This is a genomic window from Nocardioides caldifontis (assembly GCF_008087345.1).
Classification (GTDB): domain Bacteria; phylum Actinomycetota; class Actinomycetes; order Propionibacteriales; family Nocardioidaceae; genus Marmoricola_A; species Marmoricola_A caldifontis.
Genome location: NZ_VHIB01000008.1, coordinates 566,619 through 587,562, shown reverse-complemented (window position 1 = coordinate 587,562; position 20,944 = coordinate 566,619). Strand labels below are relative to the sequence as shown.

Below are 20,944 nucleotides of genomic sequence, written 5' to 3'. Positions count from 1 at the left end.
GCCTGGGTAGGCCGATCTCATGCGGTTGCCGCTCCCTGCCCTCCCCTTCCCACGCCCCGGCGGACCCACGGGACCGCGGGTGGTGCTGGTCACCGGCGCCTCCAGCGGCATCGGCCGCGCGGTCGCGCACCGGTGCGCCGAGGCCGGGGACCACCTCGTGCTCGCGGCCCGCGACGAGGGCTCGCTGAAGGAGGCCGCGGACGAGTGCGAGGACCGCGGCGCCGGCTCGGTGACCGTCGTCCCCTGCGACGTCGGCGACGACGGCGACGTCGAGCGGCTCGTCGCCCGGGTGGTCTCCCGACACGGCCGGCTGGACGCCGTCGCGCACTGCGCCGCGGTCGTCGCCTACGGCCGCACGGAGGAGCTGCCCGCGGAGCTCTTCGACGCCGTGCTGCGCACCAACCTCTCCGGGTCGGTCAACGTCGCGCGGCACTCCGTGCGGCTGATGCGCCGGCAGCGCCACGGCGCGCTGGTGCTGGTCGGCTCGGTGATCGGCCACATCGCCGCGCCCACGATGAGCGCCTACGCGGTGAGCAAGTGGGGCGTCCGCTCCCTCGCGCGCCAGCTGCAGGTGGAGAACCGCGACGAGCGCGGGGTCTCGATCAGCTACGTCGCGCCGGGTGGCGTGCTCACGCCGATCTACGAGCAGGCGGCGAACCACGCGGGGTGGGCCGGCCGTCCGCCGCCGCCGGTCGACCCGCCGGAGAAGATCGCCCGGGTGATCGTCGAGCGCTTCGAGTCGCCCCGCCACCGCACCCAGGTGGGCGCGGCGAACGACCTGATCCGATTCGGCTTCTCGTTCATGCCGGGGGTCTACGACTTCCTGGTCGGCCCGCTGTTCACCCTCGCGGCGACCGACCGCACGCATCCGGAGGAGCCCAACCCCGGCAACGTGCTCACCTCGCAACCGGAGCTCAACCGGCTCCTGGGGGACCAGGTCGGCGCGCTCGCCGGGCTGGCGCGGAACCTCGACGCCGTCGTCCGCGGCGCGCTGCGGGGCGGCGGATGACCGGCGCGTACGACGCCGTGGTGGTCGGCGCCGGGCCCAACGGGCTGGTCGCCGCCAACCACCTCGTCGACGCAGGGTGGTCGGTGCTCGTGCTGGAGGCGCAGCCCGACGTCGGCGGCGCCGTGCGCAGCGACCGCTCGGTGCACCCCGACTTCGTGCACGACACGTTCAGCGCCTTCTACCCGCTGGCTGCCGCGTCGCCCAACATCAAGGCGTTCCACCTCGAGCGCTACGGACTGACGTGGGTGCACGCGCCCGCGGTGCTCGCCAACCCGATCGACGAAGGTGCCCACTGGGCCGTCCTCCACCGCGACCGCGAGGTCACCGCCGCGCTCTTCGACGAGCTCGCGCCCGGTGACGGCGAGGCATGGCTCGAGCTCTGCGCGCAGTGGGACACGATCGGCGGCGACATCGTCGACGCGCTCCTCGCGCCGTTCCCACCGGTGCGGGCCGGGGCACGCGCGCTGGCCCGGCTCCGCAAGGTCGGGGGGTTGGAGTACGTCAAGGAGCTGCTCAGCCCGGTCACCGACGTCGGCAAGGTGCGGTTCCGCGGCGAGGCGCCCCGGATCCTCCTCGCCGGCAACGCCGGCCACGCCGACATCCCGCTCGACTCCGCCGGCTCCGCCGTGATGGGGATCCTGCTCGCCATGCTCGGCCAGACCGAAGGGTTTCCGGTCCCCCAGGGCGGTTCCGGGATGCTGACCCAGGCGCTCGCCACCAGGCTGCGCTCGCTCGGCGGCGACATCCGCTGCTCGGCCGAGGTCGTCGGGATCGACGTCGACCGCGGCCGCGTGACCGCCGTACGCACGAGGGACGACAGGTACGCCGTCGGCCGCGCGGTCCTCGCCGACGTGCTCGCGACCAACCTCTACGGCAAGCTGCTCGACCCCGGCGACGTGCCGCCCAAGGTGGCGCGGGGGATGCGCAGCTTCCGGCTCGACCCCGGGACGATCAAGGTGGACTGGGCGCTCGACGGCCCGGTGCCCTGGGCCACGCCGACACCGTACGGCGCGGGGACGGTGCACATCGCCGACTCGGTGGTGCAGATGAGCGAGGCGCTGGCACAGGTGACCGCCGGCGCGATCCCGTCCGACCCGTTCCTGCTCACCGGGCAGATGACCACCACCGACCCGACGCGCTCCCCGGCGGGCACCGAGTCGCTGTGGGCCTACACGCACGTGCCGCACGGTGCGGCGTACGACGGGGGCGGCGAGGGGATCCGCGGCACCTGGGACGACGACGACTGCCAGCGGTTCGCCGACCGGATGCAGGCCCGGATGGTGAAGTACGCCCCCGACTTCGAGTCGCGCATCCTCGCCCGTCGGGTGCTCGGCCCGCGGCAGATGGAGAGCCTCGACGCCAACCTCCAGGGCGGCGCGCTCAACGGTGGCACCGCCAACCTGCACCAGCAGCTCGTGTTCCGACCGGTCCCCGGACTCGGCCGCGCCGAGACGGGCGTGCGCGGGCTCTACCTGGCGTCGGCCTCGGCGCACCCCGGCGGCGGCGTCCACGGCGCACCCGGCATGAACGCCGCGCGCGCGGCCCTCGCCCATGAGCGGGCGGCCGCGGCCTTCCGCCTGCTCACCTGAGCGGGGTGCCAGGCATCGAGCGCGGGTTCATGGGTACGGGCGACACAGGAGCACCCGATTCCCCAGGAGGAACTCATGTCGTACGACCGGACCCACCCCACCGGACGGGACGCAGGGGCCGACTCCGCCGGCCGCTCGGTCCGTCTCGCCGCCACCGTCGTCGGCGGGACCTTCCTGCTGGTCGGGGTCCTCGGCTTCGTCCCCGGCATCACGACGAACGTCGACGACCTGACCTTCGCCGGCCACGAGAGCGGCGCCGAGCTGCTCGGCATCTTCCACGTCTCGATCCTGCACAACATCGTGCACCTGCTCTTCGGTGTCGCCGGGCTGGCGATGGCCAGGTCGGTGGCGGGCGCCACCTGGTACCTGATCGGTGGCGGCGTCATCTACCTCGTGCTGGCGGTCTACGGCGCGGTCATCGACCACGACAGCGCGGCCAACTTCGTGCCGGTCAACGCCGCCGACAACTGGCTCCACCTCGGACTCGGGATCGGGATGATCGGGCTCGGGCTGATCGGGCTCCGTGCCCGGCCGGGCACGGTGGGCGCGAACCGGCCCGCCTGACCGCCGCTGGACTCAACGGGCCGCGCGTCCCTCGACGACGTAGGCGAGGCGGCGCAGGGTCTCGGTGTTGCGCCACTTGAGCAGCGGGGCCCGGAAGAGCTCCGGCACCAGCGTCCCGGGGCCCTGGACCGCGTCCTCGCGGATCGTCACGCGGGTGCCTGCTCCCGACGCCTCGAGCTCGATGACGACGTCCGCCTCGCCGAGCGGCCACCCCTTCGCGCGGAGGTGGAGCCGCCGCGGGGGGTCGGCCTCGCGCACCTCGGTGTTGTCGTCGATCGCGGCCGGCCAGACACCGGCGGAGTGGTGGATCCGGCTGCCGACCGCCGGCCAGTCCTCGTCGACGGCGCGCATCCGGGTGGCGCCGACGACCCAGAGGGGGTAGAGCCAGCCGTCGGCCAGCACGTCCCAGACGGCCTGCGGGGGAGCGGCGATCGTGCGCACGTTGACGGTCACGGGGGAGGAACTACCCGGGGTGCCCCGCGCGTAACCGCCGACCTGCAGGGGCTACTGCGCGAGCTCGAGGTCGAGCCGGTCGAGCAGCGCCTCGAGCGCCCGCTCGAACTGGGCGTCGGCGTCGTGGCGGCGCAGGGGCCCCTCGAGCCGCAGCAACGTCGGGTAGTCGGCCAGCTGCTGCCGGGCGTCGTCGGCCGGTACCTCGGCGTCCCCTTCGTCCAGCGGCTCCGACGGCGGGCTCGTGGTCGCGCCCATCTGGGCCGCCTCGAGGAGCAGGTGGCCCAGCAGGAAGCTGGTGAAGACCTTGTAGACGTGGACCGCAAGGTCGCCGCCGAGCCCGCGCTCGACCAGGGCGGCGAGGAACTCCTCGACCAGCGCCAGGCTCCGCAGCGGCGGCCGCAGCCACGGCGCCGCGGGCGGGCGCGTGGCGACGAGCGGGAAGAGGAACGGGTGGGCGGTGGCGACGCCCCGGACGTCGTGGGCGACGTGCTGGAGGACGGCCTGCCAACCGTTGCCGGGGTCGTCGGGGCCGGAGTCGGGGACCTGCACCTGGCTGACGAGGTGGTCGACCATCCCCTCGAGGAGGTCCTCGCGGCCGTTCACGTGGTGGTAGAGCGACATCGCCTCGACGCCCAGGCGTTGGCCGAGGGTCCGCATGGTCAGCGCCGCCAACCCGTTCTCGTCGACGTGCTGGATGGCGGCGTCGATGATCGCTGCTCGGCTCAGCGGTTGTGGCGGGGGAGGCATGGACCCCTCCGGAGTGGCAACAGGGAGTGGAGCGGACGTCGGTGCTGAGTGCCCGGCAACTGACAACCCGAGTGTGACGTATGGAACCAGGTCGTGGGGGTAGGAGGTACCGGTCTTACGCCGTAAGGCCACGTATCCCAGGGAGGGAGACCCCGCATGATCACCACGCAGGACGTCCAGAGGGTCCAGGGCGCGACCGCCTACGACTCGGCCGGCGAGAAGCTCGGGAAGGTCGACCAGGTGTACCTCGACGACCAGACCGAGCAGCCCAGCTGGGTCGCCGTGAGCACCGGGCTCTTCGGCACCTCGCAGTCGCTGGTCCCGCTGGAGGGCGCGTCGTTCGACGGCGACGACCTCCGGCTCGCGCACCCGAAGGACAAGGTCAAGGACGCGCCCCGCGTCGAGGCCGACCAGCACCTCGACCGCAGCGAGGAGGAGCGGCTCTACCAGTACTACGGCCTGGGGTACGCCGGCACCGGGACGGCGGGCACGACCGGCACCACCGGCACGACCGGCACGACCGGCACGACCGGGACCGTGGCCACGGACACCACCGACTCGACGGGCACCGGCACCACGACCGGGCGCGAGACGTCCGGCGAGGCCGCGACCGTGCTCAACGAGGAGCGGCTGACCGCCGGCACCGAGTCGCACGAGGCCGGCCGCGCGCGGCTGCGGAAGTACACCACCTCCGAGACCGAGACCGTCAGCGTGCCGGTGACCAAGGAGAAGCTCGTCGTCGAGCGGACCCCGGTCGAGGGCGGCACCACCACGTCGGCGCCGATCGCCGACGACGACCAGGTCGAGGAGATCACCCTCCGCGAGGAGCGGGCCGTCGTCGACAAGGAGACCGTGCCGGTCGAGGAGGTCAGCGTCGCGAAGGAGTCGGTCACCGAGCAGGAGCGGGTCTCCGCGGAGGTCCGGCGCGAGCACGCGGACATCGACGTCGACGGTGACCTCGACGGCACGACCGGCACGACCGGCACGACCGGTACGACCGGCACCGACCGCGACCGCGGCCTCTGACCGCACCCGCCCCCGACGTGCCGCCCCACCGACCTCCCAGCGGTGGGGCGGCACCCTAAGGTCGGGCCAAGGTCCCGACCGGAGGAGTCACCGATGCCCGCACGGACGTCCCGCCGCGCCGACGTGCTCGCCCTGGTCCAGGCCGGTGGTGCCGGGGGCCGCATGGACGTGCTCACCCGTGAGCGTGCCAAACCCGCCCTGCCGTACGGCGGGGTCCACCGGCTGATCGACTTCGCGCTCAGCAACCTGGTCCACGCCGGGATCCACGACGTCTGGGTGAGCGTGGAGTACCAGGTCGCCTCGATCGACGAGTACCTCTCCGGCGGGCGCCCCTGGGACCTCGACAGCAACCGCGGCGGCTTCCGCCGGATGGTGCCGCAGACCGGATCGGGGCCCGCCACCGAGGACCAGTTCGCCTACGGCAACGGCGACCTGCTGTTACGGATGGCGCGCGACCTCGAGGCGTTCGGCGCGCCGACCCTGGTGGTCTCCAGCGCCGACCACGTCTTCTCCGCCGACCTCCGGCCGGTGATCGCCGACCACGTCGCCTCCGGCAAGGCCGCGACGCTGCTGACCTCCGAGGTGAGCCGCGAGGAGGCCTCGGCGAACGTCGTGGTCACCGTTGACGGCGACGGGCTCGTGACCGGGCTGGAGGAGAAGCCGGAGGAGCCGAGCAGCACGACGGTCGCGACCGAGCTCTTCGTCTACCAGCTCGAGCCGCTGATGGCCACGCTGCGCGACCTCCGGGCCGAGCTGTCCGGCGAGGCGGAGGGCGACGACAGCGGCATCGGCGACTTCGCCGAGCACCTGCTGCCGCGGCTGGTCGAGCGGGGCGAGGTCCGGGCGGTCCCGCTCGAGGGGTACTGGCGCGACCTCGGCCGCCCCGGCGCCTACCTGAAGGGGCATCGCGACCTGCTGGCCGGCAAGGTGCCCATCGAGGACGAACGCCCGGTCATCAGCAAGTGGCAGGACCGCAGCGCGGCCCGGGTGCGTGCCGGCGCCAGGCTGGAGGACAGCATGCTGTCGCCCGGCTGCGACGTCGCGGGCGAGGTGGTCCGCAGCGTGCTCGGCCCGGGCGTCGTCGTGGAGGCCGGGGCCCGCGTCGTCGACAGCGTCCTGTTCGAGGACGTCGTGGTCGAGGCGGGCGCCAGCGTGGCCACGAGCGTGGTGGACGAGGCGAGCGTCGTGGGCCGGGGCGCGACCGTGGGTTCCGAGGCCCCGGCGGACGACCTCGACGACGACGCGGTGGTCCTGGTCGGCCAGGAGTGCCGCATCGGAGCGGGCACGCAGGTCCCGGCCGGCGGCCGGCTGGAGCCGGGCACCACCACCTGACGGCGACCCTGACACCTTGGTGCAACCGCGTGCAAGCCGCGTGACAGGGGCGTGACAGCGCCGGCGTCCACCGTGGGGACAGACGGGTCGACCGGACCCCCACGCCACAGGAGCCCGCCATGCACAACCCCTACGTCGCCGCCGCCCTCGTCTCCGTGCAGCGCACCGAGATCGAGCGCGAGCTCGCCCACCGGTTCACCCAGGAACGCCGGGGCCGTCGCAGCAGGATCCGCCGTCGGCGCGTCCGCGGCCCCTCCCTCTGACGGGCGGGCGGGACGACCCCCACCGTCCCGCCCTCCGGTTCCCGGACCGGCCCTCCGGCCGTGGTGCCTAGACTGCGCGTCGAACACCGGTCCGAACCGATCGAGGTGCCCCCGTGAACCGCGCGACCCCAGCGACCGCCCCGAGGACGGCCTCACGCCGCCTCACCTCACGCGACCTGGCGCTCGTCGCGGTCTTCGCCGGCATCATGGCCGCGCTCGGGGCGATCCCCGCCTTCACCCCCGCCGGGCTCACCGTCCCGATCACCGCCCAGTCGATGGGCGCGATGCTCGCCGGCGCGGTGATCGGCGCCCGCCGTGGCGCGCTCTCCATGCTGGTGTTCCTGGCGCTGGTCGCCGTCGGGCTCCCGCTGCTCGCGGGCGGGCGCGGCGGCCTGGCGGTGTTCGAGGGACCGTCGGTCGGCTTCATCGTCGGGTTCCCGGTCGCGGCGCTCGTCGTCGGGCTGCTGACCGAGCTCCGCGGCGCGCCGTACACCCTGGAGTGGGGCATCCCCGCCACCGTCGTCGGCGGCATCGTCGTGCTCTACACGTTCGGCGTCGCCGGGATGATGTGGCGCGCGGACCTCGCGTTCGACGCCGCCTGGAAGGCCGCGCTCGCGTTCCTCCCGGGCGATCTCGTGAAGGCGGTCGTGGCGGCCTTCGTCGCGCGCGGCGTCCACGCCGGCTACCCCGGGCTGCTCCGGGTCCGCGGCGCCCGGGCCGAGAGGCAGTCCGCCGCTGTCTGAGCGTCCCGTCGACGTCGGGGCCGCCACCGACCCGGTCGCGGCCTTCCTCGCGGCGCACGAGGCCGGGCGCCCGGTCGCGCTCCGCACCTCCGGATCCAGCGGCGTCCCGCGGTGCGTCGTGCGGACGACGGCCAGCTGGCTGCGCTCCTCCGACCACGTCGCCACCCTCACCGGGCTCGACCGCTCCTCGCGGCTGTGGCTGCCCGGGCCCCTGGCTGCGACCATGAACCTCTTCGCCGCGGTGCTCGCCCGCACCGTCGGAGCCGCCGTCGTGGAGGCCCCCGACGGTGCGACGCACGCCCACCTCACGCCGTTGGCCCTGGCCGGTGCGCTCGACCGGGTGGCCGGGCTGCACGTCACCGTCGCAGGCGCCCGGCTCTCGCCCGGACAGCACGACCGGGCGGTCGCCGCGGGCGCGACCGTGGCCCACTACTACGGCGCCTCCGAGCTCTCGTTCGTCGCCTGGGGGCCGCACGCCGAGGCGCTGCGGCCGTTCCCCGAGGTGCTGGTCGAGGTCCGCGACGGCGAGCTGTGGGCACGCTCGCCCTACCTCTGCGAGGGGTACGCCGGCGCGCCCGGTCCGCTCCGCCGGGACGCCCGTGGCTTCGCGACCGTGGGGGACCGCGGCGCGCTGCGCGACGGCGTCCTCACCGTGACCGGCCGGGGCGCCGACGCCGTCACGACCGGAGCCGCGACCGTGCTGGTGGCCGACGTCGAGGCGGTGCTCGCGACCGCCGTCAGCGGCGAGGTGGTCGTGCTCGGCGTGCCCCACGAGGAGCTCGGCGAGGTGGTCGCGGCCGTCCTCACCGACCCCGACGACCGCGTCGCGGCCCGGCAGGCGGCCGTGGAGCGGCTCGACCCCGCCCAGCGGCCGCGGGTCTGGTTCCACGTCCCGACGCTGCCGGTCGGCGCCGCGGGCAAGGTCGACCGGGCGGCGCTCGCCGGCATCGTCGCCGCCCCCTCGACCCGCCGGTTGGTGGCAACCGGCCCGGTCGGCCCGTGACCGGGCCGGTCGTGGTGGCGGCCGCGCGTACTCCGTTGGGGACCGCGGGGCGCTCCCTCGCGGGGTGCACCGCCGCCGACCTCGGCGCCGCGGTCCTCCGCGAGGTCGCCGCTCGCGCGGCGGCGCTCGGCGCGCCACCGCCGGACGAGGTCGTCCTCGGCAACTGCATGGGACCGGGCGGGGACGTGGCACGGGTGGCCTCGCTCCAGGCCGGGCTCGGTGCAGCGGTGCCGGCGCTCACGGTCGACCGCCAGTGCGCCAGCGGACTCGCGGCGGTGACCACGGCGGACGCCTTGCTCCGCACCCGGGGCGGCACGGTGCTCGCGGGAGGCGTCGAGTCGGCGTCGACCGCCCCGTGGCGGTTCTGGCCGCCGAGCGTGCCGGGGGCCGAGCCGGTCCGCTACGAGCGCGCGCCCTTCGCGCCCGCCGAGCTCGGCGACCCCGACATGGGGCTCGCCAACGACCTCTACGCGGAGGAGCACGAGGTCTCCCGGGCCGCGCAGGACGAGCACGCCGCCCGCTCGCACGCCCGCGCCCACGCCACCTCGGTGGCCGGCGGGTTCGACCCCGAGATCGTCCCGATCGCCGGCGTCACCACCGACGACCGGCCACGCCCCGGGCTCACCGTCGACCGGCTGGCCCGGCTGCGGCCGGCGTTCCGCGAGGGCGGCACGGTCACCGCCGGCAATTCCTGCGGGGTCAACGACGGTGCCGCCGTCGTCGCGCTCGTCGACGCGGCCACGCACGAGCGGCTCGGTTCTCCGGGGCTGCGGGTCGTCGCCAGCGCCACCGCCGGGTGCGACCCGACGCGACCCGGGGAGGGGCTGGTGCCCGCCGCCCGCCTCGCGCTCGACCGCGCGGGGCTCTCCCTCGACGACGTCGACGTGGTCGAGCTCAACGAGGCGTTCGCGGGCCAGGTCCTCGCCTGCTGCGCCCAGCTCGGGCTGGACCCTGCACGCGTCTGCCCCGAGGGCGGTGCGCTCGGCCTCGGCCACCCGTGGGGCGCCTCCGGGGCGGTGCTCGTCGTCCGGCTCTTCACCCAGCTGGTGCTCCGTGGCCGTGGGCGCCACGGCCTGGCGGCCATCTCCGCCGGCGGCGGCCAGGGCGTCGCGGTGGTCGTCGAGGCCGTCGGGGTGGCCGGATGATCGAGGTGTCCCGGGTGACCCACGTGTACGGCGAGGGGGCCACCGCCCGGACCGTGCTGCGCGACGTGAGCGTGACGATGTCCGAGCACCGGGTCGGCATCGTGGGCGCCAACGGGTCCGGGAAGTCGACGTTCGCGCGGCTGCTCAACGGGCTCGTCGTCCCGACCGAGGGCACCGTTCTCGTCGACGGGCTCGACACCAGGACCGAGGGGCGGCAGGTGAGGCGTCGCGTGGGGTTCTGCTTCACCAACCCCGACGCGCAGATCGTGATGCCGACGGTGCAGGAGGACGTCGCCTTCGGGCTGCGGAGGCGGGGGTTGTCGCGCGAGGAGGTGCGGTCGCGGGTCGCCGAGGTGCTCGAGAGGTTCGGGCTGGCGTCGCACGCGGACCACCCGGCCCACCTTTTGTCGGGTGGACAGAAACAGTTGCTCGCGCTGGCCTCCGTGCTCGTCACCGAGCCGTCGCACATCGTGCTCGACGAACCGACCACGCTGCTCGACCTGCGCAACGCGCGGCTCGTCGCCGACCACCTGGGCCGGCTGGCGCAGCAGGTCGTGCTCGTCACCCACCACCTCGAGCTCCTCGAGGGGTTCGACCGGGTCCTGGTCTTCGACGAGGCCCGGCTCGTCCACGACGGGCCGCCCGACGAGGCCGTCGCCGCCTACCGCCGGTCGATGGCATGAGCGGCAGGACCCCGATGTCGCTGGGGCTGTACCGTCCCGGCCGGTCGCTCCTGCACCGCGCCCCCGCGTGGTCGAAGCTGCTTCTCCTGCTCGCGGCAGGCGCCTCGTCCTTCCTGCTGGACCGGCCGTGGCAGGTCGCGAGCGCGCTCGCCGCGGTCGTCCTCGGCTACGCGGTGGCGGGGGTGCCGCCGGGCGTGATGCTCCGCCAGGCCCGCCCCCTGGTGTGGATCCTCGCGGCGGTCGCGTTCTTCCACGTGCTGGCGTCGGGCTGGGAGCGGGCGTTCGTCGTCGTCGGCGTCCTGCTCGCGCTGGTGCTCCTCGCCGCGCTCGTCACCCTGACCACGCGCACGGCCGACCTGCTCGACGTCCTCGTCGCTTGGATGCGGCCGCTGCGCGTCGTCGGTGTCGACCCCGAGCGGGTCGGGCTCCTGCTCGCGCTGGCGATCCGGTCGGTGCCCGTCGTCGTGGGGCTGGGCCAGGAGGTCCGGGACGCCCAGCGGGCGCGCGGCCTCGGTGCCTCGCCCCGGGCCTACGCGGTGCCGCTCGTCATCCGCTCGCTGCGGCACGCGGACGAGCTCGGCGAGGCGCTGGCCGCCCGGGGCGTCGACGACTGAGCGGCTCCTGGGCTCAGCCCTCAGGTGGCACCTGGAACGCCCGGACCTCGATGCGCCCGCCCAGCGCCTTGGACGCGCGGGCGGCCCAGTCGAGTGCCGTGGCCTCGTCGGCGACGTCGATCACCCAGAAGCCGCCGAGGTACTCGGGCGCCTCGACGAAGGGACCGGCGACCGTGCTCAGCGACCCACCGGTGTTGTCGACGGTGACCGCGGTGGAGGGCGGCATGAGGCCACCGGCGAAGACGAAGGCGCCGGTCGACTGCAGCTCCTCGATGATCGCGCCGGTCGCGGCCAGGGCGGCCTCCAGCTCCGCCGGGTCCATGGACTCCATGGTCGGCTCCTCGCTGGAGTCGTGCGGGACGGACAGCAGGTACTGAGTCATGGTGCGTACGACGCTCCGCGGCACGCGAACTCATCGGCGCGCGGTCGCGGGTACTCAGTCAGTCCGAACCGCACGTCGGACGCACTGTCGAGGTGCGGTCCGGACTGTTCGGGCACGCAGGACCTGCTCAACCCCGCGCGTACAGCTCGACGAACCGGGCGACCAGCCGGGGCGGGTGCTCGACGGAGGCGCGGGCGGCGGCGGCCTTGAGGTCCTCCGCGGTCTCCGGCGGGAAGTAGCCGGCGTCCTTGTAGAGCTCGATCCGGGTCTGGATCGCCGGCACGTCGAGCTCGGGGTGGAACTGGGTGGCGTAGACGTTGCGCCCCACCCGGAACGCCTGCACTGGGCAGAGCGCCGACGAGGCGAGGTGCACGGCGTGGGGTGGCAGCCGGGTCACCGCCTCCTTGTGGCCGACGAACGCCTCGAAGGTCGTCGGGAGCACGCCGAGCAGCGGGTCGTCCCGGCCTTCCTCGGTGAGCGTCACGTCGGTGGCGCCGACCGGCTCGGGGTAGGTGTCGTCGACGACCGCGCCCTGGTGGACGCCGAGGGTGCCGACGCCGTAGCAGGCGCCGAGGAACGGGAAGTCGCGCGACACCACCTCGTCGAGGAGCGCGCCGAGCTCCTTCTCGACCCGCAGCTGCGTCTCCGACTTCTCGGGCACGGAGGTGGTGAAGGGGCTGCCGCCGAGCACGATGCCCGACCAGGCGTCGAGCTCCACCGACCCGAGCTCGGTGCGCTCCAGCCGGTGACGGACGAGCTGGTGCTCCTCGAGCCCGCCGAAGCGGAGGAACGCGTCGTACTCGTCGTCCGCGGCGCGGTCCTCGGCCCGGGTGCCCAGGAGCAGGAAGGGCCTCACGCCGGGAAGCGTACGCCGGGGCGTGCGCCGACCCCCTGGACGTCCGCAGGACGTGAAGAGGCGCCGGAGTCGTCCTCCTCGGTCCTCCCATGGCCCGAGAAGCCGACTCCGGCGCCCTCGTGAGTGCCGGCCGCGGACGAGGTTGGGGTGGGGGGACACCGCCCGCGCGAGCACTCCGTAGTGATCACTACAGGCCCGTAGTATGCATGGAACGGTCACTACAGGGAAGTCGACTGGTCAGATGACCGGAAATCGCAGTCCACGAGGAGCAGGGTCCCGGGAGCGGATCATGGACGCCGCGCTGCGGGTCGCCGCCGTCCACGGCTACGGGGGCACCACGGTCAAGAACATCTCCGAGGAGTCCGGGTTGCCGGCCTCCTCGCTCTACTGGCACTTCGGCGACAAGGAGCGGCTGCTGGCGGCCGCCCTGGAGCGCGGCTTCGCCCTCTGGGGTCAGGGGCTGGCGCACGGCGAGTCCCTGCCCCCCGAGCTCGAGGTCGCGGTGCGCGAGCGGTTCCGGCGCGGGGTCCGGGCCGTCGTCGACAACCCGGCGGCGTGGCGGCTCGGGCTGGTCCTCTCGCTGCAGGCGCCCGGGGAGGAGGCGCGGGCCCGGCAGGCCTTCGTCGACGTGCACCGGCGGGCCGTCGACGCGCTGGCCGGGTGGTGGCTGGGGCTGCTGCCGGAGGAGATCGCCGACCCGGCCCTCGCCCACCGGCTGAGCGCCTCGTTCCTCGCCCTCCTCGACGGGCTCTTCGTCGCCTCGTCGTCGACCGACGACTGGGACCTCGACGCGCTCGCCGACCGGTTCGCCCGCGGTCTCGTCGCCCATGTCCGCCGGCTGCAGCGGGAGGCGTCGTGACCGCGGCCCGGCGCTCCGGTGCGTCCAGGGAGCGGATCCTCGAGGCCGCTGCCGAGGTGGTGTCCGAGCACGGCTACGCGGGAACCACCATCGCCCGGATCACCGAGCGCTGCGGCCTGCCGGCCAGCTCGGTCTACTGGTTCTTCGAGGACAAGGACGAGCTGCTTGCCGCCGTCGTGCTCCACCACTACGAGGGGTGGCTGGAGCGCCGACCGCAGTGGCGCCCCGTGGGGCCGGGGGAGGACCTGGTGGCGGTCCTCGACGAGCTGCTCCGCCCCTGGTTCCGGGACCTCGGAGAGGCGACGGCCTACCTCCGGCTCGGCCAGTCGCTGCTGCTCGAGCCCCGGGAGCACGACTCGGCGGCGCGCACCCGGTTCGTCGCGCTGCGCCGGGAAGGGATGCAGGTGTTCGAGGAGTGGTTCGCGACCGAGCTGCGGAGGTCGGGAGCGGCGGGGGAGCGCCCGCCCGAGGAGGTCGCCGCGGAGCTCGCCAGGCTCCTCGTCGTGGCGACGGACGGGCTGGTCCTGAGCCACCGCGCGGGCGAGGGGCTGGACAGCGACCTCTTCCTCGACCTGCTGCTCGACACCGTGGCGGAGGTCCTGCAGGGTGCGGCGGACCGTCCTGCCGGAACGGCCGGGGACCGCACTGACAGGATGGGCCGGTGACCGACCCCACGAAGTACGTCGAGGACATCGCCGAGCTCGCCAAGGAGCACGGGTTCACGCTCGGCGCGGCGGAGTCGCTGACCGGCGGCGCCGTCGCCTCCGCACTCGCCCGCGGGTCGGAGGCGGCCATGTGGTTCCACGGGGGCGTCGTCTCCTACTCCCGGATGGTGAAGTACGACGTCCTCGGTGTCACCCCCGGACCGCTGATCTCCGAGCGGTGCGCCCTCGAGATGTGCGAGGGGGCGGCCCGCCTCCTCAAGGTCGACTGTGCGGTGTCCACCACGGGCGCCGGCGGTCCGGGACCGGAGGAGGGGCACCGTGAGGGCACCCTCTACGTCGCGGTGCTCGTCCGTGGCGACGTCACCGTCCACCGGATGGAGATCGACGGCGATCCCGGGGAGGTCGTCGAGAGCGCCACCGAGCAGGCGCTCGGGCTGCTGCTCAAGGCGATGACCGAGTCGGTCGACCGTGGCGACGCCGACCCCGGCGAGCCGGCGCCCGACGCGATCGCGGTCTCGGGCGACCTCACCGACGACTGACACCGGAGCGCACGGCCACGGCGTGCAGCGGGTGCCCGCCGGGCAGCCCCTTGAGCTCCACCGTGCCGACCGGCGTCACCTCCAGCCGCTCGTCGGGGTGGAGGGCCGCGCGTACCTCCTCGCTGACCAGCACCTGCCCTCCCTCGGCGCGCGCTGCCACCCGCGCCGCCTTGGCCACGTTGCGCCCGAAGTAGTCGCCTTCCCGCGACACCGCGGAGCCCACGTGGACGCCGATGCGCACCCGCACCCCCGTCCTCCGCAGCCGCCGGTGCCGGGCCGGCACCACGCGCTGGACCTCGACCGCGGCGGCGACCGCCTGGTCGGGGGTGCCGAAGGCGACCATGAACCCGTCGCCCTGGGTCTTGACGACGTGCCCGCCGTGCCGGCCGACCACCGCCCGGACCGCCCGGTCGTGCGCCGCGAGCACCCGCACCCACTCGCGGTCGCCGAGCCGGTCGTTGAGCCCCGTCGACCCCTCGATGTCGGAGAACAGGAAGGCGACCGTCCCGTCCGGCCGCGCCGCGGCCGCGATCTCGTCCTCGCCCTGCAACGCCCAGCCGGTCAGCTCCTCGATCGGCGCCAGCAGCAGCCCGCCGACGATGCCGCGCTCGCGCACCCGGCCCGCGGTGTCGACGACCGTCCGGACGGCCCACCCGGCTGCCTGCAGGGCCTTCTGCGGCGCCGCGTCCCGCAGCGGCCGCCGCAGCTCCTCGAGCTCCTCGCGGAGCCGCCGGTTCTCCCCTCGCAGCCGTACGGCGAGCACGCCGGCCGCGACCGCGGCGCCCAGGGACACCACCGACACCACGACGAGCGCCACGAGCAGGGGACCGTCCGCCACGACGGACAGGCTGCCACGCGCGGGAGCTCGGTGGTGCGACGCTTCGGTCCGTGAACCGTTCCGCCCGCGCCGCCACCCGGCCCACGACCCGGCTCGCGGGCGCGCTGGCGGCCGGAGCGGAGCGGCTGACCGGCCCCCTCGACGGCGACCGGGGCCTGGCGCTGCGGGCGACGTACCGGGTGCTGCACGCGGTCCTCGCCCGGCGGGCCGGCGCCCTGGCCGGACCCGAGGACGCGCTCGAGGGGTTCGACCCCACCGTGCCGGCGCAGGTGTCGGGGGAGGTCTTCGACCTCCTCGACGCGGCGGCGCCCGACCCGGAGCCGACGGGCACCGCGTGGCTGCTCTCCCGGGTGCACCAGGAGCTCCTCGCCGCCGACCCGACCGGCCGCAAGCGCTCGGGCTCCTGGTTCACGCCGCCCGCGCTCGTCGCGCACCTGCTCGACGAGACGCTGGAGCCGGCACTGGACGAGGCGCCCGACCCCGGCCGGGTCACGGTGCTCGACCCGGCGTGCGGGAGCGGGATCTTCCTCGTCGAGGCCGCCCGGCGGATCGCGGCTCGCTCGACGGGCGCACTCGCGGCCGCGGTCACGCAGGTGCACGGGACCGACCTCGACGACGCCGCCGTGGAGCTGGCCCGGGTCTGCCTCTGGTTGCTCCTCGTCGAGCCAGGGCACCCCGCACCGCGGCCGGAGCTCCGCCTCCGCGTCGACGACGCCCTGCTGGGCGCCCAGCCCGACGGGGTCCACGACGTGGTGGTCGGGAACCCGCCGTTCCTCAACCGGCTCGAGCGGCGCACCGCCCCCGACGCCGCGACCGTGCGGCTGCTCGGTGACCGCGGCGAGGGCTCGATCGGCCCCTACACCGACGTCAGCGCGGTCTTCCTTCACCGGGCGGTGCGATGGGTCCGCCCCGGAGGCCGGATCGGCCTCGTCCAGCCGCAGTCGCTGCTCGCCGCCCGGGACGCGGCCGGGGTCCGGCGTGCGCTCGCCGCGGGGTGCGCGCTGGAGTCGGTGTGGGCGAGCGACCGCCCGGTGTTCGAGGGGACGCCGGTGCTGACCTGCGCCCCGGTGCTCCGGACGGCCACCCCCCAGGGCCCGGTACGCCGGGCCCACGGGCCGTCCTTCGGTCCGGTCGCGCCCCGTGAGGTGGCCGCCGGGGAGCTCGACGGCGAGTGGTCCTTCCTGCTGGCTGCCGGGCTGGGGGTGCCCGAGGTGGTGCTGCGCACGACCAGCGGCACCGTCGGGACCATGGCGTCGTGCACCGCCGACTTCCGGGACCAGTACTACGGGCTGGCCGGGAGCGTGCACGAGCAGGCCGACCTCCCCGGTGGGGTTCCCCTCGTGACCGCCGGGCTGGTCGAGCCCGCGGCGTGCCTGTGGGGGAGCCGGACGACCCGGTTCCTCAAGCAGCGCTGGACGGCTCCGGTCGTCGACGTCGACGCGCTGCCGCCCGCCCTCGCCGGCTGGGCGGCCGCCCGGCTGGTCCCGAAGGTGCTCGTCGCCACCCAGGGGCCGGTCGTCGAGGCGGTCGCCGACCCCGGGGGCCGGTGGCTCCCGTCGGTGCCGGTGGTCACGGTCGCCGCCGACCCGGAGCAGCTGTGGCACCTGCTCGCGGTGCTCCTCGCTCCGCCGGTCTCCGCGCACGCCGCCGCGCGCTACGCCGGCACCGCGCTCACCATGCGGGCGGTGAAGCTCAGCGCCCGCCAGGTGGCCGCGCTCCCGCTCCCGTCGGACCGTGGAGCCTGGGACGAGGGGGCGGCCCTGGCCCGGGCGGCGCAGGACGACCCCGGCCGGCCGGCGGGTGAGCGGCTGCGTCCGCTCGGTGCGGCGATGTGCGCGGCGTACGGGCTCTCCACAGTCGAGCAGGGTGAGGTCCTCGACTGGTGGTGCGGCCGCCTACGGTGACGGGATGACCACCGACGCCTCCACCGACGCCCCGGCCGCCCCGCGGCTCACCCCCGAGCGCGCCGAGGTCGCCGACCGCGTGGTGGCCGCCATGGCCGGCGCCGACGCGCGGCTGCGCGACGACCAGGAGGTCGCGGTCGCCGCGCTGTGCGAGCCCGGCAGCCGGGTGCTCGTCGTGCAGGCCACCGGGTGGGGCAAGTCCGCGGTCTACTGGGCCGCCACCGCGATCCGGCGGGCCGAGGGGGCGGGACCCACGCTGGTCGTCTCGCCGCTGCTCTCCCTGATGCGAGACCAGGTGGCCGCCGCCGGCCGGGCCGGGCTCCGGGCGGCCACCCTCAACTCCGGCAACGTCGAGGCGTGGGGACGGACCGAGGCCGAGCTGCTGTCGGGCGAGCTCGACGTCCTGCTGGTCTCGCCCGAGCGGCTCGCCAACCCGGGGTTCGGCCGCCGCGTGCTCGACGCGCTCAGCGGGCGGCTCGGGCTGCTGGTGGTCGACGAGGCGCACGCGGTCTCCGACTGGGGCCACGACTTCCGCCCCGACTACCGACGGGTCGCCGACGTGCTCCGCCGGCTCAACCCCGAGACCCCGGTGCTGGCCACGACCGCCACCGCCAACGAGCGGGTCACCGACGACGTCGCCCACCAGCTCGGCGAGACGACGCTGGTGCTCCGCGGCCGGCTCGCCCGGGCCAGCCTCGAGCTCGCGGTGGTCCCGGCGCTGCGTCCGCTCGACCGCTACGCCTGGGTGGCCGACCACCTGCCGGCCCTGCCCGGCTCCGGCATCGTCTACGTGCTCACCGTCGCCGACGCCCACCGGCTGACCGAGGTGCTGCGGGCCGCCCACGGCGACCGGTTCCCCGTCGCGGCGTACACCGGACAGCTCGAGCCGGGCACCAGGGAGCGGCTCGAGGACGCCCTGCGCGCCAACGAGCTCAAGGCGCTCGTCGCCACCTCGGCGCTCGGGATGGGCTACGACAAGCCCGACCTCGGCTTCGTCGTGCACGTCGGGGCGCCCCCGTCCCCGGTGTCGTACTACCAGCAGGTCGGCCGCGCCGGGCGGGCGATCGAGCACGCGCTCGCCGTGCTCCTGCCCTCCGACGCGGACGCGGGGGTCTGGGAGCACTTCACGACCGCCACCATCCCGGTGCCCGAGCAGGTCGAGCGGGTGCTCGCCGTGCTCTCCACCGACGAGCCGGTGTCCGTGCCGGCGGTGGAGGCGCAGTCCGGCGTCCGCCGCGGCCGGGTCGAGCTGCTGCTCAAGCAGCTGGCGGTCGACGAGGTGGTCGAGCGCGTCGAGGCGGGGTGGCGCGCGACCGGGAGACCGTGGTCCTACGACGCCGAACACTACGACGGCGTGATCGCCGTGCGCCGCCGCGAGGCCGACATCATGCGGACGTACCTGCGCGGCGAGCGGTGCCTGATGGAGCTCCTGCAGCAGTCGCTCGACGACCCGACCGCCGAGCCCTGCGGCCGGTGCTCGGTCTGCCGTGGCGCGCTCCCGGAGGGGCTCGGGGCCGCGCCGGACCCGACGACGGTGGGCCGGGTGGCGAACCTGCTGCGGGGCGAGACCCACCGGCTGGAGCCGCGCAAGATGTGGCCGGGCGGCTCCTTCGGGTCGCGGGGCCGGATCCCCGCCGACGAGCAGCCGGCCGAGGGGCGCGTTCTCGCGCTGGCCGACGCCCCCGAGTGGCGCGACGCGGTGCGGGAGATGTTCGCCCGCGACGCCGCGCCGCCCCAGGAGGTGCTCGACGGCTGCGTACGGCTGATGACCGGCTGGCGGTCGGAGTGGCCGTCCCGCCCCGACGTGGTGCTCGACCTGCCGGCGGCCGGCTACCCGGTCCTGACCCGGGCCGTCGCCGACCACCTTGCCGGGGTGGGCCGGCTCGACCGCGGCTCGATCGGTGTGCCGCGGGGCGCCGTGCCGTCCCGGGAGGCCAGCGCGGCGGAGGAGGCGGTGTTCTGGCGCGACGGGGTCGACGTCACCGGCTGCGCCGACGCGGTCCGCGGCCGCACCGTCCTTCTGGTCGTCGACGCGACGTCGTCGATCTGGCCGGTCACGATCGCGAGCGCGATGCTCCGCCGGGCCGGGGCGGCGGCCGTGCTGCCGCTGCTGCTGCACCGACGCCCCTGAGGAGCCGGGGTCAGGACTGGCCGGTCGCGCCGCTCTCGTAGGGGACCGCCCAGACGAAGACCGTCCCCGAAGGGTCGTTGGGCCACAGGTCGAGGCTGCCGCCCAGCAGCAGCGCACGGCGACGGACGCTGCGCAGCCCGCTCTCGGTGCGCTCCTCGGGGATCCCGCGGCCGTTGTCGCTGACCCGGAGCCGCAGGTGGGTCGGGGTCACCTGCAGGTCGACCTGGGCGCTGCCCGCCTCGGCGTGCTGGGCGACGTTGGTGAGCGCCTCCCGGAGGACCGCCACCAGCTGCTGCTGGACCTTGGGGTCGACGGTCTGGTCGACCGGCCCCTGGGTGTGCACCGACGGCGCGAACCCGAGCTTGGGGATCATCTCGCGGATCACGTCGCGGACCTCGCTGCGCAGCGAGCTCTGCGGCCGGTTCTGGAGCTGGAAGATCGTGGCCCGGATGTCGCGGATCGTCTGGTCGAGGTCGCGGACGCAGGTGTCGATCCGCTCCTTGAGCTCGGGGGTGTCGGCGGCCGACCGCGCCGACTGCATGTGCAGCCCGGTCGCGAAGAGCCGCTGGATCACCACGTCGTGGAGCTCGCGCGCGATCCGGTCGCGGTCGGAGATGACCGCCATCTCCTCGCGGTCGGCGATCGCCTGGGCCCGGTCGAGCGCGAGCGCGGCCTGGTCGGCGAACGACGAGAGCAGCTCGCGCTCCTCGACGGGGTCGGTCCGGTCCTGGGGGCGGTGGAGCAGCATCAGCACCTGGGGCAGCGAGAGGTGCGCGCGCAGCGGCACCAGCACTGCGGCGAGGTCGCGCACCGGGGCCTCGACCACGTCGCCGGTGCGGAGCGCCTCGTGGACGCTCGCGTCGAGCTGCTTGGTCTCCTCCGGCGTCAGCTCCAGCCGTCGCCCGGTGAACGCGGTGAAGGAGGGGGCGTCGCCGTCCGGCACGAGGACCACGGCGGCCGACACCGCGCCGGAGGCCTCGGCCAGCGCCTCGACGATGCGGGCGGAGGCGTCCTCGAGCGAGATCGGAGGGGCGAGCCGTTCGGACAGCTCGCCGTACAGCTCCAGCCAGCGGCGGCGCCGCTCGCTCAGGCCGTACGCGCGGGCGTTCTCGATGACGATGCCGGCGACCCCGGCGAGCGACTGCACGAGGAGCCCGTCGCGCTGGTCGAAGAGGCCGTCGCCCTTCTCCACCAGGTGGAGCCGGCCGAAGTCGGCGCCGCGCACCCGGATCGGGACCACCAGCGAGGAGCCGTCGGGGCCCACCTCCGCGGGCGCGTCGGCGGGGGTGATCGCCTGGCGGCGGACCCGCGCCTCGAGCGCGGACGCCGAGGCGTCGTCGGCGGCATGGGTGACCACGTCGGTGACGACGTCGTCAAGTCCGACCACGGCCAGGGCGGCACACCGTGCGCCCGTGAGCTCCGCGGCCGAGGTGACGATCCGGTGCAGGACGCTGCGGCTGTCGAGGTCGGAGGAGAGGTCGGTGAACGCCGCCAGGAGCGCACCGGCGGTCACCTCGGCCGTCGGTCCGGTGACCGACGGGTCGGTGCCGCGCGCGGGCGTCATCGGCCTCCCTTCGGCCGGGTGCGAGCCGAGACCTG

At 75.1% G+C, this 20,944-nt stretch carries 22 protein-coding genes; 16 read left to right on the top strand and 6 right to left on the bottom strand.

The window, feature by feature from the left end:
• Nucleotides 1-19: 19 nt before the first annotated feature.
• The 3 genes from FIP57_RS17100 to FIP57_RS17090 all read left to right on the top strand — a co-directional run bounded on the left by FIP57_RS17100 (nucleotide 20) and on the right by FIP57_RS17090 (nucleotide 3,162).
• The gene (locus tag FIP57_RS17100; RefSeq protein ID WP_148574706.1) at nucleotides 20-1,009 is read left to right on the top strand and encodes an SDR family NAD(P)-dependent oxidoreductase; all 990 of its coding nucleotides are present in this window, start codon (nucleotides 20-22) and stop codon (nucleotides 1,007-1,009) included.
• Nucleotides 1,006-2,598, top strand: a complete 1,593-nt coding sequence (locus FIP57_RS17095) for a phytoene desaturase family protein (RefSeq protein ID WP_148574705.1) — start codon at nucleotides 1,006-1,008, stop codon at nucleotides 2,596-2,598. The genes FIP57_RS17100 and FIP57_RS17095 overlap by 4 nt, the downstream gene beginning before the upstream one ends.
• A 75-nt stretch (nucleotides 2,599-2,673) precedes the next feature.
• Complete coding sequence (locus tag FIP57_RS17090) at nucleotides 2,674-3,162, top strand: DUF4383 domain-containing protein (RefSeq protein ID WP_148574704.1); 489 nt, start codon at nucleotides 2,674-2,676, stop codon at nucleotides 3,160-3,162.
• 12 nt (nucleotides 3,163-3,174) lie between these two features.
• Here FIP57_RS17090 and FIP57_RS17085 read toward each other — a convergent pair whose 3' ends face one another.
• Nucleotides 3,175-3,615, bottom strand: a complete 441-nt coding sequence (locus FIP57_RS17085; RefSeq protein WP_148574703.1) for an SRPBCC family protein — start codon at nucleotides 3,613-3,615, stop codon at nucleotides 3,175-3,177.
• Nucleotides 3,616-3,666: 51 nt separating this feature from the next.
• Complete coding sequence (locus tag FIP57_RS17080) at nucleotides 3,667-4,362, bottom strand: TetR/AcrR family transcriptional regulator (protein ID WP_148574702.1); 696 nt, start codon at nucleotides 4,360-4,362, stop codon at nucleotides 3,667-3,669.
• Between the two features lie 156 nt (nucleotides 4,363-4,518).
• Here FIP57_RS17080 and FIP57_RS17075 point away from each other — a divergent pair, with 156 nt between their 5' ends.
• The 8 genes from FIP57_RS17075 to FIP57_RS17045 all read left to right on the top strand — a co-directional run bounded on the left by FIP57_RS17075 (nucleotide 4,519) and on the right by FIP57_RS17045 (nucleotide 11,171).
• Nucleotides 4,519-5,388, top strand: a complete 870-nt coding sequence (locus FIP57_RS17075) for a DUF2382 domain-containing protein (protein WP_148574701.1) — start codon at nucleotides 4,519-4,521, stop codon at nucleotides 5,386-5,388.
• A 93-nt stretch (nucleotides 5,389-5,481) separates the two neighbouring features.
• Nucleotides 5,482-6,720: a glucose-1-phosphate adenylyltransferase family protein gene (locus FIP57_RS17070; RefSeq protein WP_148574700.1), complete on the top strand. Its 1,239-nt coding sequence runs from the start codon at nucleotides 5,482-5,484 to the stop codon at nucleotides 6,718-6,720.
• 119 nt (nucleotides 6,721-6,839) lie between these two features.
• Nucleotides 6,840-6,983 carry a hypothetical protein gene (locus tag FIP57_RS23325; protein ID WP_162529841.1) on the top strand — a complete coding sequence of 48 codons (144 nt, stop codon included), beginning with the start codon at nucleotides 6,840-6,842 and terminating at the stop codon, nucleotides 6,981-6,983.
• Nucleotides 6,984-7,096: 113 nt separating this feature from the next.
• Entirely contained in the window at nucleotides 7,097-7,726 is a 630-nt protein-coding gene (locus FIP57_RS17065; RefSeq protein WP_238993540.1) for a biotin transporter BioY, read from the top strand.
• A 118-nt stretch (nucleotides 7,727-7,844) separates the two neighbouring features.
• Nucleotides 7,845-8,729, top strand: a complete 885-nt coding sequence (locus FIP57_RS17060) for an acyl-CoA synthetase family protein (RefSeq protein WP_148574699.1) — start codon at nucleotides 7,845-7,847, stop codon at nucleotides 8,727-8,729.
• Nucleotides 8,726-9,874, top strand: a complete 1,149-nt coding sequence (locus FIP57_RS17055; protein ID WP_148574698.1) for a thiolase family protein — start codon at nucleotides 8,726-8,728, stop codon at nucleotides 9,872-9,874. The genes FIP57_RS17060 and FIP57_RS17055 overlap by 4 nt, the downstream gene beginning before the upstream one ends.
• Complete coding sequence (locus FIP57_RS17050) at nucleotides 9,871-10,557, top strand: energy-coupling factor ABC transporter ATP-binding protein (RefSeq protein WP_148574697.1); 687 nt, start codon at nucleotides 9,871-9,873, stop codon at nucleotides 10,555-10,557. Before FIP57_RS17055 ends, FIP57_RS17050 begins: the two co-directional genes overlap by 4 nt.
• Nucleotides 10,554-11,171, top strand: coding sequence for an energy-coupling factor transporter transmembrane component T family protein (locus FIP57_RS17045; protein ID WP_238993539.1), 618 nt, complete (start codon nucleotides 10,554-10,556; stop codon nucleotides 11,169-11,171). Before FIP57_RS17050 ends, FIP57_RS17045 begins: the two co-directional genes overlap by 4 nt.
• Before the next feature lie 13 nt (nucleotides 11,172-11,184).
• Here the strand turns inward: FIP57_RS17045 and FIP57_RS17040 are convergent, their stop codons facing one another.
• Together FIP57_RS17040 and FIP57_RS17035 are read right to left on the bottom strand one after the other, a co-directional pair.
• Nucleotides 11,185-11,553 (bottom strand): YciI family protein, encoded by a 369-nt coding sequence (locus tag FIP57_RS17040; RefSeq protein WP_148574696.1) that lies wholly within the window; start codon nucleotides 11,551-11,553, stop codon nucleotides 11,185-11,187.
• 127 nt (nucleotides 11,554-11,680) lie between these two features.
• Nucleotides 11,681-12,409 (bottom strand): glutamine amidotransferase, encoded by a 729-nt coding sequence (locus FIP57_RS17035; protein WP_148574695.1) that lies wholly within the window; start codon nucleotides 12,407-12,409, stop codon nucleotides 11,681-11,683.
• A 289-nt stretch (nucleotides 12,410-12,698) separates the two neighbouring features.
• Here FIP57_RS17035 and FIP57_RS17030 point away from each other — a divergent pair, with 289 nt between their 5' ends.
• Genes FIP57_RS17030 through FIP57_RS17020 form a run of 3 tightly spaced genes read left to right on the top strand, consistent with a single transcriptional unit; the run spans nucleotide 12,699 to nucleotide 14,472 of the window.
• Complete coding sequence (locus FIP57_RS17030) at nucleotides 12,699-13,268, top strand: TetR/AcrR family transcriptional regulator (protein WP_162529840.1); 570 nt, start codon at nucleotides 12,699-12,701, stop codon at nucleotides 13,266-13,268.
• Nucleotides 13,265-13,933 (top strand): TetR/AcrR family transcriptional regulator, encoded by a 669-nt coding sequence (locus FIP57_RS17025; RefSeq protein ID WP_148574693.1) that lies wholly within the window; start codon nucleotides 13,265-13,267, stop codon nucleotides 13,931-13,933. Before FIP57_RS17030 ends, FIP57_RS17025 begins: the two co-directional genes overlap by 4 nt.
• Entirely contained in the window at nucleotides 13,930-14,472 is a 543-nt protein-coding gene (locus tag FIP57_RS17020) for a CinA family protein (protein WP_148574692.1), read from the top strand. Before FIP57_RS17025 ends, FIP57_RS17020 begins: the two co-directional genes overlap by 4 nt.
• Here FIP57_RS17020 and FIP57_RS17015 read toward each other — a convergent pair.
• Nucleotides 14,459-15,310, bottom strand: coding sequence for an adenylate/guanylate cyclase domain-containing protein (locus FIP57_RS17015; protein WP_203231303.1), 852 nt, complete (start codon nucleotides 15,308-15,310; stop codon nucleotides 14,459-14,461). The two genes, FIP57_RS17020 and FIP57_RS17015, sit on opposite strands and share 14 nt — an antisense overlap.
• A 50-nt stretch (nucleotides 15,311-15,360) precedes the next feature.
• Between FIP57_RS17015 and FIP57_RS23750 the strand changes: the two genes are divergently transcribed.
• Nucleotides 15,361-17,214, top strand: coding sequence for an HsdM family class I SAM-dependent methyltransferase (locus FIP57_RS23750; protein ID WP_203231302.1), 1,854 nt, complete (start codon nucleotides 15,361-15,363; stop codon nucleotides 17,212-17,214).
• Between the two features lie 4 nt (nucleotides 17,215-17,218).
• The gene (locus tag FIP57_RS17005) at nucleotides 17,219-19,345 is read left to right on the top strand and encodes a RecQ family ATP-dependent DNA helicase (RefSeq protein ID WP_148574691.1); all 2,127 of its coding nucleotides are present in this window, start codon (nucleotides 17,219-17,221) and stop codon (nucleotides 19,343-19,345) included.
• 10 nt (nucleotides 19,346-19,355) lie between these two features.
• On the opposite strand, the gene FIP57_RS17000 is transcribed toward FIP57_RS17005, so the two are convergent.
• Complete coding sequence (locus FIP57_RS17000; RefSeq protein ID WP_148574690.1) at nucleotides 19,356-20,909, bottom strand: sensor histidine kinase; 1,554 nt, start codon at nucleotides 20,907-20,909, stop codon at nucleotides 19,356-19,358.
• Nucleotides 20,910-20,944 lie beyond the last annotated feature (35 nt).

Coding starts and splice junctions, on each gene's coding strand:
- FIP57_RS17040 (WP_148574696.1), bottom strand. CDS start 11,553: ATGACTCAGTACCTGCTGTCCGTCCCGCACGACTCCAGCGAGGAGCCG.
- FIP57_RS17070 (WP_148574700.1), top strand. CDS start 5,482: ATGCCCGCACGGACGTCCCGCCGCGCCGACGTGCTCGCCCTGGTCCAG.
- FIP57_RS17045 (WP_238993539.1), top strand. CDS start 10,554: ATGAGCGGCAGGACCCCGATGTCGCTGGGGCTGTACCGTCCCGGCCGG.
- FIP57_RS17030 (WP_162529840.1), top strand. CDS start 12,699: ATGGACGCCGCGCTGCGGGTCGCCGCCGTCCACGGCTACGGGGGCACC.
- FIP57_RS17090 (WP_148574704.1), top strand. CDS start 2,674: ATGTCGTACGACCGGACCCACCCCACCGGACGGGACGCAGGGGCCGAC.
- FIP57_RS23325 (WP_162529841.1), top strand. CDS start 6,840: ATGCACAACCCCTACGTCGCCGCCGCCCTCGTCTCCGTGCAGCGCACC.
- FIP57_RS17000 (WP_148574690.1), bottom strand. CDS start 20,909: ATGACGCCCGCGCGCGGCACCGACCCGTCGGTCACCGGACCGACGGCC.
- FIP57_RS17050 (WP_148574697.1), top strand. CDS start 9,871: ATGATCGAGGTGTCCCGGGTGACCCACGTGTACGGCGAGGGGGCCACC.
- FIP57_RS17005 (WP_148574691.1), top strand. CDS start 17,219: ATGACCACCGACGCCTCCACCGACGCCCCGGCCGCCCCGCGGCTCACC.
- FIP57_RS17075 (WP_148574701.1), top strand. CDS start 4,519: ATGATCACCACGCAGGACGTCCAGAGGGTCCAGGGCGCGACCGCCTAC.
- FIP57_RS17080 (WP_148574702.1), bottom strand. CDS start 4,362: ATGCCTCCCCCGCCACAACCGCTGAGCCGAGCAGCGATCATCGACGCC.
- FIP57_RS17100 (WP_148574706.1), top strand. CDS start 20: ATGCGGTTGCCGCTCCCTGCCCTCCCCTTCCCACGCCCCGGCGGACCC.
- FIP57_RS17095 (WP_148574705.1), top strand. CDS start 1,006: ATGACCGGCGCGTACGACGCCGTGGTGGTCGGCGCCGGGCCCAACGGG.